General features: G+C 64.9%; 13 protein-coding genes. 8 read left to right on the forward strand and 5 right to left on the reverse strand.

The window, feature by feature from the left end:
* Position 1: 1 nt before the first annotated feature.
* From GGR00_RS09420 to GGR00_RS09440, 5 genes are read left to right on the forward strand one after another with little or no spacing between them, the layout of a single operon-like run.
* The gene (locus tag GGR00_RS09420) at positions 2 to 733 is read left to right on the forward strand and encodes a CpaD family pilus assembly protein (protein ID WP_246441325.1); all 732 of its coding nucleotides are present in this window, start codon (positions 2 to 4) and stop codon (positions 731 to 733) included.
* A gap of 26 nt (positions 734 to 759) precedes the next feature.
* A complete protein-coding gene (locus GGR00_RS09425) occupies positions 760 to 2,043 on the forward strand; it encodes a CpaE/TadZ family protein (RefSeq protein ID WP_055980748.1) in 1,284 nt (427 codons plus the stop codon).
* Positions 2,044 to 2,072: 29 nt separating this feature from the next.
* On the forward strand, positions 2,073 to 3,578 hold the full coding sequence (locus GGR00_RS09430; protein WP_184699306.1) for a TadA family conjugal transfer-associated ATPase: 1,506 nt from the start codon (positions 2,073 to 2,075) through the stop codon (positions 3,576 to 3,578).
* A 43-nt stretch (positions 3,579 to 3,621) separates the two neighbouring features.
* Complete coding sequence (locus GGR00_RS09435) at positions 3,622 to 4,635, forward strand: type II secretion system F family protein (protein WP_184699307.1); 1,014 nt, start codon at positions 3,622 to 3,624, stop codon at positions 4,633 to 4,635.
* A gap of 7 nt (positions 4,636 to 4,642) precedes the next feature.
* Positions 4,643 to 5,659, forward strand: coding sequence for a type II secretion system F family protein (locus tag GGR00_RS09440; RefSeq protein WP_055980740.1), 1,017 nt, complete (start codon positions 4,643 to 4,645; stop codon positions 5,657 to 5,659).
* 74 nt (positions 5,660 to 5,733) lie between these two features.
* Here GGR00_RS09440 and GGR00_RS09445 read toward each other — a convergent pair whose 3' ends face one another.
* A complete protein-coding gene (locus tag GGR00_RS09445; RefSeq protein WP_184699308.1) occupies positions 5,734 to 6,543 on the reverse strand; it encodes a tetratricopeptide repeat protein in 810 nt (269 codons plus the stop codon).
* Positions 6,544 to 6,675: 132 nt separating this feature from the next.
* On the opposite strand from GGR00_RS09445, the gene GGR00_RS09450 reads away from it, so the two are divergent.
* The 3 genes from GGR00_RS09450 (at position 6,676) to GGR00_RS09460 (ending at position 9,471) form a co-directional block, all read left to right on the forward strand.
* A complete protein-coding gene (locus GGR00_RS09450) occupies positions 6,676 to 8,040 on the forward strand; it encodes a leucyl aminopeptidase family protein (RefSeq protein ID WP_184699309.1) in 1,365 nt (454 codons plus the stop codon).
* 223 nt (positions 8,041 to 8,263) lie between these two features.
* On the forward strand, positions 8,264 to 8,614 hold the full coding sequence (locus GGR00_RS09455) for a MarR family winged helix-turn-helix transcriptional regulator (protein WP_183264149.1): 351 nt from the start codon (positions 8,264 to 8,266) through the stop codon (positions 8,612 to 8,614).
* Positions 8,611 to 9,471: a C40 family peptidase gene (locus GGR00_RS09460; RefSeq protein WP_184699310.1), complete on the forward strand. Its 861-nt coding sequence runs from the start codon at positions 8,611 to 8,613 to the stop codon at positions 9,469 to 9,471. Before GGR00_RS09455 ends, GGR00_RS09460 begins: the two co-directional genes overlap by 4 nt.
* Positions 9,472 to 9,484: 13 nt before the next feature.
* Here GGR00_RS09460 and GGR00_RS09465 read toward each other — a convergent pair whose 3' ends face one another.
* The 4 genes from GGR00_RS09465 to GGR00_RS09480 are packed head-to-tail and all read right to left on the reverse strand — an operon-like array spanning position 9,485 to position 14,318.
* Entirely contained in the window at positions 9,485 to 10,429 is a 945-nt protein-coding gene (locus GGR00_RS09465) for a 2-hydroxyacid dehydrogenase (RefSeq protein ID WP_184699311.1), read from the reverse strand.
* Positions 10,430 to 10,444: 15 nt separating this feature from the next.
* Positions 10,445 to 12,076, reverse strand: coding sequence for an ABC transporter ATP-binding protein (locus GGR00_RS09470; RefSeq protein ID WP_055980720.1), 1,632 nt, complete (start codon positions 12,074 to 12,076; stop codon positions 10,445 to 10,447).
* On the reverse strand, positions 12,073 to 13,215 hold the full coding sequence (locus GGR00_RS09475) for an ABC transporter permease (protein WP_184699312.1): 1,143 nt from the start codon (positions 13,213 to 13,215) through the stop codon (positions 12,073 to 12,075). The genes GGR00_RS09470 and GGR00_RS09475 overlap by 4 nt, the downstream gene beginning before the upstream one ends.
* Positions 13,215 to 14,318, reverse strand: coding sequence for a microcin C ABC transporter permease YejB (locus GGR00_RS09480; protein ID WP_055980714.1), 1,104 nt, complete (start codon positions 14,316 to 14,318; stop codon positions 13,215 to 13,217). The genes GGR00_RS09475 and GGR00_RS09480 overlap by 1 nt, the downstream gene beginning before the upstream one ends.
* Between the last annotated feature and the right edge of the window lie 15 nt (positions 14,319 to 14,333).

Raw genomic sequence — 14,333 nt, forward strand, 5'->3', positions numbered from 1 at the left:
CATGTCTCAGGCAATACACCACGCCACGCGCACGACCAGCCGGACCCGGCTGGAAACGTCGCGCCTCTTCCGTCCGCTTCTGGCGGCCGCCGCCGTCGCCCTTGTCGCCGGTTGCGCGACCAACCGCGACAGCGTCACCGTCGGCTCGATCCCGGATGACTACCGCACCAATCACCCGATCGTCATTGCCGAGAAGAACCAGACCCTCGACATCGCCGTCGGCAACAGTGACCGGGGCATCTCCAAGGGCCAGGAGGCGACATTCGTCGGCTTCCTCAGCGATTACGACAGCCGCTCCAAGCCGGCGCTGACGATCATGGTCCCCGCGGGGGCTTCGAACGACGTCGCGGCGAACGAGGCGGCACGGGCTCTGGCGCGCGTGGCTACCAGGAATGGCGTTCCGTCGAACCGCATCGACATCGCCCGCTACCAGGCGGCCTATGCCGATGCCGCGTCGCCGGTGCGCGTGACCTACACCGCCATGCGGGCGCAGACCGACCGTTGCGGCCGCTGGCCCGAAGACGTGCTCAACACGACCGAGAACAAGCACTACGCAAATTTCGGCTGTTCCTATCAGAACAACCTCGCCGCACAGGTTGCCAACCCCGCCGACTTGCTTGGACCGCGCAAGCAGACGGAGATCGACGCCGAAAATCGCGGCGAAGTGATCGATCTCTACCGCAAGCGCGGCATTACCACGGAGTTCAACAAGAACTCCGAAGTGAACTATTGATCGCGAGCTATGGGAAGAACGAGACAATGAGCAATCTCGCCTACGATTCCCAGCCTGAGAACGCGGAGCAGCCGCATCAGGACATGGCATTGATGCAGGCGCTGCGGCCCGTGCCGCGCATCTCCATCCAGGCCTTCTGCGAGAGCGACAGCGTCGCCGGCCCGATCGAACGGGCCGGCGCCGACCGGCGCATGGCCAAGGCCCATCTCCAGGTCCATATGGGCGGGGTCGAGACTGCCGTCGAAGTCTATCGCGGCGCGCCGACGCCCAACCTGATCATCCTCGAATCGCGCGGCGAACCGAAGACCCTCCTCGAATCTCTGCACGCGCTGTCGGAATATTGCGACCCGAGCTCCAAGGTCGTGGTCATCGGGCACTACAATGACATTGCGCTCTACCGCGAATTGATCCGCTCGGGCATCTCCGAATACGTCGTGGCGCCTGTGTCGACCGCCGACATCGTCAGCGTGATCTCCTCGATCTTCGTCGATCCCGAGGCGGAGCCGATGGGGCGCTCGATTGCCTTCGTCGGCGCCAAGGGTGGCGTCGGCTCCTCGACCATCGCCCACAACGTCGCCTGGAGCATGTCGAACCTGTTCAAGTCGGAAGTGGTCGTTGCCGACCTCGACCTGGCTTTCGGTACCGCCAACATCAACTTCGACCAGGACCCTGCCCAAGGTATTGCCGAAGCCGTGTTTGCGCCCGAGCGCGTCGACGAGGTCTATCTGGACCGTCTGTTGGCGCAATGTGCCGAACACCTGTCCCTGTTGGCCGCGCCCTCGACGCTCGAGCGCGTCTATGATTTCGACGCCGAGGCATTTTCTCAGATCATCGACACGGCCCAGCGCAGCACGCCGCTGCTGGTGCTCGACGTCCCCCACATCTGGAGCGGATGGAGCAAGAACACGCTTGCCCGTGCCGACGAAGTGGTCATCACTGCGACGCCCGAGCTCGCCAATCTGCGCAACACCAAGAACCTGGTCGACATGCTCAAGCGGCTGCGGCCCAACGATCCGCCGCCGAGGCTGATCCTCAACCAGGCAGGCCTGCCCAAGCGTCCGGAAATCGCCGCAAGCGATTTCGCCGAACCGCTCGGCATCACCCCGATGTCCGTCATTCCCTTCGACGCGCTGCTGTTCGGCAATGCCGCAAACAATGGCCGCATGCTGGGCGAGATGGATGCCAAGAACCCGATCGTCCAGACGATGAACGAGATTGCGCACGTGCTGACCGGAAGGTCGGAAGCCAAGGCCAAGAAGCAGTCGGGTCTTGGTGGAATCCTGGCCAAGCTCAAGGCACGCAAGAAGTGATACCCGCGCGGCGGAGGCGATAGTCGACCATGTTTGGCAGAAGAGGCAGCGACGACGGCAACCGCTCAACGCCGGGATTCCGCCCGAACGCACCGATACAGGCGCCGGTCGCAAACACCGGTGACACGCTGGTTGCGCCGCGCCCACCTGCGCCGGCTGCCGCGCCCGCGGAACCGGCCGCGGCGCAGCGGCGCACGGTCCAGCCGACGGCGCCATTCGCCGCCGAACCGCGCAAGCCGCAGCGCGAACGCAGCGAAAGCTACTACGATACCAAGAGCCAGGTCTTTTCGGCGCTGATCGATACAATCGACCTGTCGCAGCTGGCCAAGCTCGATCCCGACAGCGCGCGTGAGGAAATTCGCGATATCGTCAACGACATCATCGCGATCAAGAACTTCGCGATGTCGATCGCCGAGCAGGAAGAGCTGCTCGAGGATATCTGCAACGACGTTCTCGGCTACGGTCCGCTGGAGCCCTTGCTCGCACGCGACGACATCGCCGACATCATGGTGAACGGCGCCAGGAACGTCTATATCGAAGTCAACGGCAAGGTCGAGCAGACCGGCATCCGCTTCCGCGACAACCAGCAACTGCTCAACATCTGCCAGCGTATCGTCAGCCAGGTCGGCCGCCGCGTCGATGAATCCTCGCCGATCTGCGATGCGCGCCTGCCCGACGGCTCCCGCGTCAACGTCATCGCGCCGCCGCTGTCGATCGACGGCACTGCGCTCACCATTCGAAAATTCAAGAAGGACAAGCTGACCCTCGACCAGCTCGTCAAGTTCGGCGCCATTTCCCAGCATGGCGCCGACGTGCTGAAGATCATCGGCCGCGTCCGCTGCAACATCGTCATCTCGGGCGGTACCGGTTCGGGCAAGACGACCCTGCTCAACTGCCTGACCAATTATATCGACCGCGACGAGCGCATCATCACCTGCGAGGACTCGGCGGAACTGCAGCTGCAGCAGCCGCATGTGGTCCGCCTCGAAACACGCCCCGCCAACCTGGAAGGCGAGGGCGAGGTCACCATGCGCGACCTCGTCAAGAACTGCCTGCGCATGCGTCCTGAGCGGATCATCGTCGGCGAAGTGCGCGGACCGGAGGTGTTCGACCTGTTGCAGGCGATGAACACCGGCCACGACGGCTCGATGGGCACCATCCACTCCAACAGCCCGCGCGAGTGCCTCAACCGTATCGAGTCCATGATCGCCATGGGCGGCTATTCGCTGCCGCAGAAGACGGTGCGCGAGATCATCGTCGGTTCAGTCGACGTCATCATCCAGGCCGCCCGCCTGCGCGATGGCTCGCGCCGCATCACCCACATCACCGAGGTGATTGGCATGGAAGGCGACGTCATCATCACCCAGGACCTGGTGCTCTACAACATCAAGGGCGAGGACCAGAACGGCAGGCTTCTTGGCCAGCACGTTTCTACAGGCATTGGCCGGCCGCATTTCTGGGACCGGGCACGCTACTTCGGCGAGGATGTCCGGTTGGCCAATGCTCTCGAGAGCATGGAAAAGAGTGCTGACTGATATGACGCCGACAACGATGCGAGCGGGGAGGAATTAGGGCGCCATGTTCGGGCTTGATGCCTCAATGCTGGTCTTTGTCGTCCTTGCCGGTCTGAGCGCCGGCCTGGTGGCCTACGCTTTCCTGTTCAAGCGCATGGAAAGCGAGAGCAACACCGAGCGCCGCCTTTCGACCGTGCGGCAGACCGAAATGGACCGCTCGCTGGTCAAGGCTTCGCGCGATCGGACTGCCGAAGTCGCCAAGCGCCGGAAGTCTGTCCAGGACACGCTCAAGGAACTGGACGACAAGCAGAAGGCCAAGGACCGCAACATCAAGAAGCCGCCGCTGAAGGTTCAGATCAAGCAGGCCGGCATGCTGGTGACGATCGAGCGCTTCTACGTCTATTCCGTGGTTTGCGGCATCGTGACGACCCTTCTCGTCTACATCGCCGGCGCCCCGCTGATCCTGCTGCCCGGTGCGCTTCTCGCCGGCACGGTCGGGCTGCCACGCTGGTTTGTCGCCTTCCGGCGCAGCCGCCGGGTCAAGCAGTTCCTCGAAGAGTTTCCCAATGCGCTCGACATCATCGTGCGCGCGGTGAAGTCGGGCCTGCCGCTCAACGACGGCATTCGCCTGATCGCGTCGGAATCGCCGGAGCCGGTGCGGGGCGAGTTCCGCCGCATCGTCGAGGCCCAGCAACTTGGCATCGCCATCCCCGACGCGGCCCTGCGCATGACCGAGACCATGCCGTGTCCCGAAGCCGGGTTCTTCGGCATCGTCATCCAGATCCAGAGCCAGGCCGGCGGCAACCTGTCCGAGGCGCTGGGCAACCTGTCGCGCGTGCTGCGTGACCGCAAGAAGATGAAAGCCAAGGTTCAGGCGCTGTCGATGGAAGCCAAGGCCTCGGCGGCCATCATCGGCGCCCTGCCGATCATCGTCGCCTTCCTCGTCTACCTCTCGAGCCCGAACTACATCATGCCGCTGTTCACCACGAACACCGGCAATCTGATCCTGGGCATCTCCGGCATCTGGATGTCGATCGGCATCTTCGTCATGCGCAAGATGATGAATTTCGAGGTCTAGTGCACAAATGACCGATCAAGTCGTCAAGTCGCTCACCGACCCGTCCTTCCTCATCGCCCTGCTGGTCGGCATCGCCGTCTTCGCCACGGTCTTCACGGCGATGCCGTCGCTGATCGGCAATCCGCTGAAGGCGCGCATGAAGGCTGTTGCGCTGGAACGTGACGAGTTGCGTGCCAAGCAGCGTGTCCGTCTGGCCGCCGAAAGCGATCGCCGCCGCGGCGCGCTACGCGAGCAGCAGCATGCCGGTATGCGCAACATCGTCGAGCGCCTCGACCTGCGCCGCGCGCTCGTCGACGAAGGCACGCTCAACAAGCTGAAGGTTGCCGGCTTCCGCGGCCAGAATCCGTTGACCCGCTTCCTGTTCTTTCGCCTGGTGCTGCCCTTCGTCGGCTTGGTGCTGGCTGCCGTCTATGTCTTCGTAATGGGCGGAGCCGCGGAAAAGCCGGTCTTCGTCAAGATTTTCATCTGCATCGTGGCGGCCTATGTCGGCTTCTACCTGCCGGTGCTCTATGTTTCCAACCGCGCCACCAAGCGCAAGCAGTCGATCCAGCAGGCATGGCCGGACGCGCTCGACCTGATGCTGATCTGCGTCGAATCGGGCATGTCGGTGGAAGCGGCGCTACGCAAGGTCGCCGATGAGATCGGGTCGCAATCCGTCGACCTCGCCGAAGAGTTCGTGCTCACCAACGCCGAGCTGTCCTACCTGACCGAGCGTCGCCAGGCTTATGAGAACCTTGCCGCCCGCACGGGCCTCGATTCCGTCAAGTCGGTGACCCAGGCCCTGATCCAGGCAGAGCGCTACGGCACCCCTGTCGCGCACGCCCTGCGCGTGCTGGCGGCCGAAAGCCGCGACATGCGCATGAATGCCGCCGAGAAGAAGGCCGCCGCACTTCCGCCCAAGCTGACGGTGCCGATGATCCTGTTCTTCCTGCCGGTGCTGTTTGCCATCATCCTCGGCCCTGCCGGCATCCAGATCAGCGAACGTGGCCTCTTTGGCGACAAGCAGCAGTCGAGCAGCGAATAGGCTCCGGTTAGCCCGGACAAAACGAAAAAGGCCGCGTCGGACGACGCGGCCTTTTTCGTGTCCGCGCCATGCGGTCAGTTGGTGGTCGGCTTGTCCTCGGCCTTGATCTGGTTCCAGGCGTTCTGCTGGGCAAGCATGTTGCGGAGATAGGTGACATTGGCCTGCGCCTGCTCGGGCGAAAGCTCCTGTTTCGCGATCTGCTCGGCTTCGCCGAACCGCCCCTGGAGGCCGACGGCGAGCGCAAGGTTCTGGCGCACGCGGCTGTCGGCGCCCTGCTGCGAAGCGGCCGAGCGCAGATAGGTCTCGGCCGACGTCAGGTCGCCTTCGAGCACGTAGGACATGCCGAGATTGGAAAGCACGGTCGGTTCGTTCGGCTTGAGGTCGAGCGCCTTGCGATAGAGGCTGCGCGCGTCCTGTGTCTGGCCGAGCTGGTCGAGGATCGCGGCTTCGGCCGAGACCAACTTCCAGTCGGGATATTCCGGGGTCTGGGCGCGGCGCACGGCGTCGAGCGCCGGCTGCAACTCGCCCGAGGCGGCCAGCGCCTTGCCGTAAGCGGCGAGCACGTCCCGGTCCTTGGGGTAGCCGATCGCGAGCTTGCGCATCACCGCCAGCGACTGGTCCGTCTGACCCTTCATCTGCAGCGCCGAGGCATACTGCATCGCCACCGGCTTGTTGTTCGGATCGCTGGCATAGGTGCGTCCGATCTGGTCGGTGGAGCCGGCGATCGCGCCGGTCGACATGGTGTCGACCGATTTGCCGCGACCGATCGAACCGGTGGTCATCTTGCTGGTGCCGCAACCGGCGACGCCGGCCATCAGCAGCGCCATGAAAGCCGCTCTGGCAAGGCTTTTTCCCGTTGCGTTCATCGAGCGATTGGTCAACATCGGAGGCAGGTCTCCATTCGTCCGCGTGGCCGTTTCGCGGCCATTTCCCCGCTTTGGAGAAATAATCTGTTAACCCTAACGGATGGTTAAGAGTGCCCTGATGCACTGCCTTCCGACACTGAAGGAGCCGAAATGCCGGTCGAACTGCTCGACGCCAAGCCCAGCGATGCGCTGCCGATCCACCTGGTTGCCAAGGATGGCCTGGGGAATGCCGGTCTCGCCCCCGAAATCGTCGCCTGGGCCAGTGCCAACGGCTTCGCCGGCGAGGCCGGCAAGGTTCTTGCCATTCCCGGCGCCGATGGCCGGCTGGCCGGTGCGCTGTTCGGCACGGGCCAGCAGGAGAACGGGCTTGGCTACGGCGTTCTTGCCCGCAACCTGCCCGAAGGCGAATGGCATTTCGCCACTGCGCCGGCGCATCCCGAACTGGCGGCCCTTGCTGTCGCGCTCGGTGGCTACAGCTTCACCCGCTACGGCAAGAAGCCGGGCAGGGAGCTTGGGCTCGCTGTGCCTGCGGGCGCGGATGCAGCCCGCCTGATCCGCTTGGTCGACGCGGTGTTCCTTGTCCGCGATCTCGTCAACACGCCGACCAACGACATGGGCCCCGCAGCGCTCGAGGCAGTGGCTCGGAACCTCGCTGGCGCACATGGCGCCGAGGTCCGCGTGACGATGGGCGACGACCTGCTCGAACACAATTTCCCGATGATCCACGCCGTCGGCCGCGCCTCGCATGAAGCCCCGCGGCTGATCGACGTGACCTGGGGCGCGCACGATGCCCCCAAGGTAACGCTTGTCGGCAAGGGCGTCTGTTTCGACACCGGCGGCCTCGACATCAAGCCTGCCTCGGGCATGCTGCTGATGAAGAAGGACATGGGCGGTGCCGCCAACGTGCTCGGCCTCGCCTCGATGATCATGGCGGCACGGCTGAACGTCAGGCTGCGCGTGCTCATCCCCGCGGTGGAGAATTCGATTTCAGCCAACGCCTTCCGCCCCGGCGACGTGCTGCAGAGCCGCAAGGGCATCACGGTCGAGATCGGCAACACCGACGCCGAGGGCCGGCTGGTGCTCGCCGACGCGCTTGCCCTCGCCGACGAGGAGCAGCCGGAAATGCTGGTCGACATGGCGACGCTGACGGGGGCGGCGCGCGTCGCCCTCGGTCCGGACCTGCCACCCTTCTATACCGACGACGATGCCCTGGCGGCCGAGCTCGCAGCCGCATCCGGCGCGGTCGAGGACCCGATCTGGCGCATGCCGCTCTGGAAGCCTTACGACGCAAAACTGTCTTCGAAGATCGCCGACATGAACAACGTCACCTCGGATGGTTTCGCCGGCTCGATCACGGCAGCCCTGTTCCTCAAGCGCTTTGTCGAAAAGACCACCGCCTGGGCGCATTTCGACATCTTCGCCTGGAACCCGACGGACCGTCCGCACGGCCCGGCCGGCGGCGAAGCCCAGGCGATCCGCGCATTGGAAAAGGTCATCTCTGCGCGGTTTGGCTAAAGCGGGAGTTTGCCTCTAACCCTTACCCTCTCCCCGTGAAGAACGGGGAGAGGGGGCATGGACGGTGCCGCTTGTGCCTTCTCCCCGTCCTCACGGGGAGAAGGTGCCGGCAGGCGGATGAGGGGCGGCGCGACCTAACCAAGATGCGTCCCGCCTCACGCCCGCCGCAAAAATCCCATTTGACTGAAACGGAACCGAAACAATTAGCGTGGATGCTGGCGGCATGCCGATCGCATTGCGCCCGAGCCAGTCGTTGAAACTGCTGCAGCAGTTTGCCTTGTCCGAGGTGCGTGACGACGCGCCCGACCTGACGCTGCGCCAGATGGCGATCCTGCTCACCATCTATCTCGACCCGCCGCCGCACACGGTTCGCGGGCTGGCGGCCCGCCTCGGCGTTAGCAAGCCGGTCATCACCCGCGCGCTCGACACCATGGGTGCGCTCAAGCTGGTGTCGCGGCACCGCGATCCGAGCGACAAGCGCAACGTGCTGATCAGGCGCACCGTCGAAGGCGCGCTCTATGTCGAGAGATTGGGCGATGCTATCATCGCCAAAGCCATGGAGCTTCCGATTTGACCGCCCGCGACAGCCGCCTTCACGCTTTCCGTCCCGACCTTGCCGACGCCCGCCTTGAGGGCGAAGTGGCGGCCGAGCGCTACGTCGCCGGCCGTCCGGCGCGTGTCTCCGCACCCGTCGCCGACATGCGCAAGGCGCCCCGGCCGGATGCCGGGCTCAACACGCAATTGCTTCACGGCGACGACGTGATTGTCTTCGAGGAGGCCGACGGCTTTGCCTGGGTCCAGGCCGAGCGCGACGGCTATGTCGGCTATGTCGCCTCGGGCGACCTTGCGCCGGGCGGCCCGGCGCCGACCCATGTCGTCATGGCGACACGCACCTTCCTCTATCCCGGCCCTGACATGAAGTTTCCGCGCGGCGCCGCATTGTCGCTCGGCTCGAGGGTTGCGGTGACCGGCCATGCCGAAACGCGTGGCACGACATATGCCCTGCTTGCCTCGGGCGAGGCGCTGGTCGCCCAGCACCTCGCGCCGCTGGCAACCAGGGCCGACGATTTCGTTTCGGTGGCGGAACGGCTGGTCGATACGCCCTATCTCTGGGGCGGCTTCAGCGCCTTCGGCATCGACTGCTCGGGGCTGGTCCAGCTTTCGATGCGCATGGCCGGCCGCGACGTCCTGCGCGATTCGGACATGCAGGAAGCCTCGCTCGGCAGTCCGGTCGATGCGGGTGTGGATTTTTCGCAGTTGCGGCGCGGCGATCTCGTGTTCTGGAAAGGCCACGTCGCGATCATGACCGATGCGGTGAACATGATCCACGCCAATGGCCACACCATGACGGTCGCGCGCGAAGGCCTGCGCGATGCCATCGACCGTATCGGCTACCTCTATGGCGGGCCGACCGGGTTCCGCCGGCCTTGAGGGCTTCTGGCTCCTAGTAGCCAGCGGTACGGTCGACGACGTTTTCCAGCGGCTCGCCGCGCTCGAAAGCGTCCATCTGCCTGAGCATCGGCGGCACCAGGTGCGTCGGGTCGGACGTCGCGGCCGCATGCGGCGTGACGAACACCTTCGGGTGGTTCCACATCGGGCTCGTCTTGGGCAGCGGTTCGACCTCGAACACGTCCAGGCTCGCTTCTTTCAGCGTGCCGTCGTCGAGCGCGCGCAGGATGTCGGCGTCGCGCTGCAGCTTGCCGCGACCGGCATTGATCAGCACCGCGCCGCCGAGGCCGTTGCGCCGGCGCAACTCCTTGAGCAGGCCGTAGCTGATGATGCCCTTTGTCGCTTCGGTCAACGGCAGCAGGACCACCAGGATGTCGGTGGCGTTGAGGAACGGCACCAGCCCGGCATCGCCGCTGAATGTGGTCACGCCTGCGACTTCCTGCGGCCGGCGGCTCCAGCCATTGACGCGGAAGCCGGCGGCCTTGAGCGCTTCGGCCGCCGCGCGGCCGAGATTGCCAAGACCCATGATGCCGACCGAGATGTCGGCGGCGGGCCGCTGCGGCGGCTCGTGCCAGGCCTTCTTTGTCTGCTGGGCCCGGTAGAGCTGGCCCTGGCGGTGATGGTCGAACACCCGCCACAACACATACTCGACCATGTGCTGGGTCAGGTTTTCGTCCACGACGCGGACGATCGGGGCCGCAGGCAGGTTGGGATCGGCAAACAGGTGATCGACGCCGGCGCCGATCGAGAAGATGGCCTTCAGGTTCGGCAGCTTGGCCAGCAGGCCCGGCTTCTGTTTCCACACCACGGCATAGTCGATCGACGGGTCGGCGGCACCTTCCGGTTCGAGCACCACCTCGCGCTCCGCCGACAGCAATTCATACCAGCGCTGCGGGTTGAATCCGGTGATCGAAAGAAGAACCTTGCCCATGCCCGCCATGCTATGCCCTTGATGCTATTCGCTGACCACGCCGGTGGGCGCGGTCTCGATCTTGAACGCCGCCGATATCAGCGCCCGAGTGTAGTCCGTTTGCGGACGCTCGAAAATCTGCTCGGACGGCCCGGCTTCGACAACCTTGCCGTTGCGCATCACGATGACGTCGTTGGCCAGCGCACGCACGACCTTGAGGTCGTGGCTGATGAACAGATAGGCGAGGTCGTGCTTGGCCTGCAGGCTTCGCAACAGGTCGACCACCTGCGCCTGCACGCTCATGTCGAGCGCCGAGGTCGGCTCGTCGAGCATGACGAAGCGCGGCTTGAGCACCATGGCGCGCGCGATGGCGATGCGCTGGCGCTGGCCGCCGGAGAATTCGTGCGGATAGCGGAAGCGGGTTTCGGGGTCGAGGCCGACCTCGCGCAGCACGTCGACGACCTTGCGGTCGCGCTCGGCCACCTTGAGGCCGGGCTCGTGGATCTTCAGCCCCTCCTCGATGATGTCGGCAATCGACATGCGCGGGCTGAGCGAGCCGAACGGATCCTGGAACACGATCTGCATCTCGCGCCGGAGCGGCCGCATCGCGTTGAAGCTGAACTTGTCGATCTCGCGGCCGTCGAAGTCGATCTTGCCTTGCGACGAGATCATGCGCGTCAGCGCCAGTCCCAGCGTCGTCTTGCCTGAGCCCGATTCGCCGACCACGCCGACGGTCTGGCCGGCGCGGACGGCAACGTCGATGCCGTCAACCGCCTTCACATGGTCGACCGTCTTGCGGAAGAAGCCCTGCTTGATCGGGAACCAGACCTTGACGTCGGAGCCGGACATCACCGTTTTCGCCGCCGCGTCGGCCACCGGCGGCCTGCCCTTGGGCTCGGCGGCCAGCAGGTGGCGCGTGTAGCTGTGCTGCGGGTTGGCGAAGATTTCCTTGGTCGGCCCGGTCTCGACGATCTGGCCCTTGGTCATGACGCAGACCCGGTCGGCGATGCGACGCACGATGCCGAGGTCATGGGTGATGAACAGCATCGACATGCCCTTGCGGGCCTTCAGCTTGGCGAGCAGTTCGAGGATCTGCGCCTGCACGGTGACGTCGAGCGCCGTCGTCGGCTCGTCGGCGATCAGCAATTCCGGCTCGTTGGCGAGCGCCATGGCGATCATCACGCGCTGGCGCTGGCCGCCCGAGAGCTGGTGCGGATAGGCGTCGAGCCGCTTGCCGGGTTCGCGGATGCCGACTTCCTCGAGCAGTTCGAGCGTCCGGGCGCGCGCCTGCTTGTCGCCCATGCCCTGGTGCAGCGACAGCACCTCGACGATCTGCCGCTCGATGGTGTGCAGCGGGTTGAGCGAGGTCATCGGCTCCTGGAAGATCATGGTGATCTTGTTGCCGCGGACCTTGCGCAGGGCGTTTTCGTCGAGGGCGAGCAGGTCCTGGCCGCCGAACATCATGCGTCCCGAGGGGTGGCTCGCCGGCGGGTAGGGCAGGAGCTTGAGCACCGAAAGCGCCGATACCGACTTGCCCGAGCCCGATTCGCCGACCAGCGCCACCGTCTCGCCCTTGGCGATGTCGAAGGAGATGTGGTCGACGGCGGTCGTCGTCATGCCGCCCTGGCTGAAGGCGACGGACAGGTCCTGGACGGAAAGGAGAGGGGCGGCGCTCACTTGAACGTCTTCCTTGGGTCGAAGGCGTCGCGGGTCGCCTCGCCGATGAAGATCAGCAGCGACAGCATCAGCGAGATCACGACAAAGCCGGAGAGGCCGAGCCATGGCGCGTTGAGGTTGCGCTGGCCCTGCTTGAGCAGCTCGCCGAGCGAGGCCGAACCGGGCGGCAGGCCGAAGCCGAGGAAGTCGAGCGAGGTCAGGGTCGAGATCGAGCCGTTGAGGATGAACGGCAGGAAGGTCAGCGTCGCGACCATGGCGTTGGGCAGCAGGTGCCGGAATATGATGGTGCGATTGGGCACGCCGAGTGCGCGCGCCGCGTTGACATATTCGAAGTTGCGGGCGCGCAGGAACTCGGCCCGTACCACGCCCACCAGCGCCACCCAGGAGAACACCAGCATCAGCCCGAGCAGGATGAAGAAGCCGGGTGGCAGGATGGCGGCAACGATCAGGAGCAGGTAGAGCACGGGGATGGCCGACCAGATTTCGATGAAGCGCTGGAACAGGAGATCCGTCCAGCCGCCGAAATAGCCCTGCATGGCGCCGGCCGAGACGCCGATCAGCGCCGAGCCGGCGGTCAGGATCAGGCCGAACAGCACCGAGATGCGGAAGCCGTAGATGACGCGGGCGAGCACGTCGCGGGCCTGGTCGTCGGTGCCGAGCCAGTTCCAGTTGCCGATGGTGCAGTTGGGATCGTCGACGCCTTGCGGATAGCGCTGGCAGCGGACGTCCTTGGGATACATCCACGACGGCTTGGCGGGTGCGGCCTCGGGAATCTCGTTGTTGGTCGTGCGGTAGGAATAGCGCACCGGCGGCCAGATCATCCAGCCATTGGCCGCCACCGCCTCCTGCACCACCGACATGCGGTAGTCGGTGACGGGCAGGAAGCCTTCGTCGCCGAGGAACGTCTCTTCGCCATAGTCGCTGACGATCGGCGAATAGAATTCGCCCTTGAAGCGGATCAGCAGCGGCCTGTCGTTGGCGATCAGTTCGGAAAACAGCGTCAGCACGAACAGGACGAGGAACAGCCACAGCGACCAGTAGCCACGGCGGTTGGCCTTGAAGCTCTGCCAGCGTCGCTTGTTGATCGGGGAGAGCCATGGCCGCTTGACCGGTGCGGCAACCGTATCGACCGCCGACATCAGACGTCCCTCCGCTCGAAGTCGATGCGCGGATCGATCCATGTGTAGGTCAGGTCGGAGATCAGGCTGACGAACAGCCCCATCAGCGAGAAGATGTAGAGGTTGGCGAAGACCACGGGATAGTCGCGGTCGAGCACCGAGCGGAAGCCGAGCAGGCCGAGCCCGTCGAGCGAGAAGATGTTCTCGATCAGCAGCGACCCGGTGAAGAAGGCCGAGATGAAGGCACCGGGGAAGCCGGCGATGACTATCAGCATGGCGTTGCGGAAGACGTGGCCGTAGAGCACCTGGCGCTGCGACAGCCCCTTGGCCCGGGCGGTGACGACATACTGCTTGCGGATCTCGTCGAGGAACGAGTTCTTGGTCAAAAGCGTCGTGGTGGCGAAGGCCGACAGCACCAGCGCGGTCAGCGGCAATGCCAGGTGCCAGAGATAGTCGAGCACCTTGCCGCCCAGCGACAGCTGGTCGAAATTCTCCGACGTCAGGCCGCGCAACGGGAACCAGTCGAAGAACGAGCCGCCGGCAAACAGCACCATCAACAGGATGGCGAACAGGAAGGCCGGGATGGCGTAGCCGATGATGATGATGCCGCTGGTCCAGATGTCGAAGGACGAACCGTCCTTGACCGCCTTGCGGATTCCGAGCGGAATCGAGATCAGGTAGGACAGGAGCGTGATCCAGATGCCGAGCGAGATCGACACCGGCATCTTCTCGAGGATGAGATCGAGCACCGAGACGTCGCGGAAATAGCTGTCGCCGAAATCGAAGCGGATGTAGTTCCACAGCATCATGAAGAAGCGTTCGAGCGGCGGCTTGTCGAAGCCGAACTGCTTCTCCAGCTTGGCGATGAATTCAGGGTCGAGGCCTTGCGCGCCGCGGTATTTGGACGAGCCTTCACCGCCGGCCGGGTCGAAATTGTTGCCGCCGACATCGCCTCCGCCGCCCGAAAGGCGGTCGCCGGCGTCGCCGCCCTGGCCGGTCAGCTTGGCGATGACCTGCTCGACCGGGCCGCCCGGTGCGAACTGGATGACCGCGAACGAGATCGCCATGATGCCGAACAGCGTCGGGATCATCAAAAGGATACGGCGGAGGACGTAGGCGCCCATCAGGCGTGGCTCCCC

Origin of the sequence: Aminobacter aganoensis, assembly GCF_014206975.1 — a bacterium.
Classification (GTDB): Bacteria; Pseudomonadota; Alphaproteobacteria; order Rhizobiales; family Rhizobiaceae; genus Aminobacter; species Aminobacter aganoensis.

Coding starts and splice junctions, on each gene's coding strand:
- GGR00_RS09455 (WP_183264149.1), top strand. CDS start 8,264: ATGCCGATCGCATTGCGCCCGAGCCAGTCGTTGAAACTGCTGCAGCAG.
- GGR00_RS09420 (WP_246441325.1), top strand. CDS start 2: ATGTCTCAGGCAATACACCACGCCACGCGCACGACCAGCCGGACCCGG.
- GGR00_RS09465 (WP_184699311.1), bottom strand. CDS start 10,429: ATGGCGGGCATGGGCAAGGTTCTTCTTTCGATCACCGGATTCAACCCG.
- GGR00_RS09445 (WP_184699308.1), bottom strand. CDS start 6,543: ATGTTGACCAATCGCTCGATGAACGCAACGGGAAAAAGCCTTGCCAGA.
- GGR00_RS09450 (WP_184699309.1), top strand. CDS start 6,676: ATGCCGGTCGAACTGCTCGACGCCAAGCCCAGCGATGCGCTGCCGATC.
- GGR00_RS09480 (WP_055980714.1), bottom strand. CDS start 14,318: ATGGGCGCCTACGTCCTCCGCCGTATCCTTTTGATGATCCCGACGCTG.
- GGR00_RS09475 (WP_184699312.1), bottom strand. CDS start 13,215: ATGTCGGCGGTCGATACGGTTGCCGCACCGGTCAAGCGGCCATGGCTC.
- GGR00_RS09425 (WP_055980748.1), top strand. CDS start 760: ATGAGCAATCTCGCCTACGATTCCCAGCCTGAGAACGCGGAGCAGCCG.
- GGR00_RS09440 (WP_055980740.1), top strand. CDS start 4,643: ATGACCGATCAAGTCGTCAAGTCGCTCACCGACCCGTCCTTCCTCATC.
- GGR00_RS09430 (WP_184699306.1), top strand. CDS start 2,073: ATGTTTGGCAGAAGAGGCAGCGACGACGGCAACCGCTCAACGCCGGGA.
- GGR00_RS09435 (WP_184699307.1), top strand. CDS start 3,622: ATGTTCGGGCTTGATGCCTCAATGCTGGTCTTTGTCGTCCTTGCCGGT.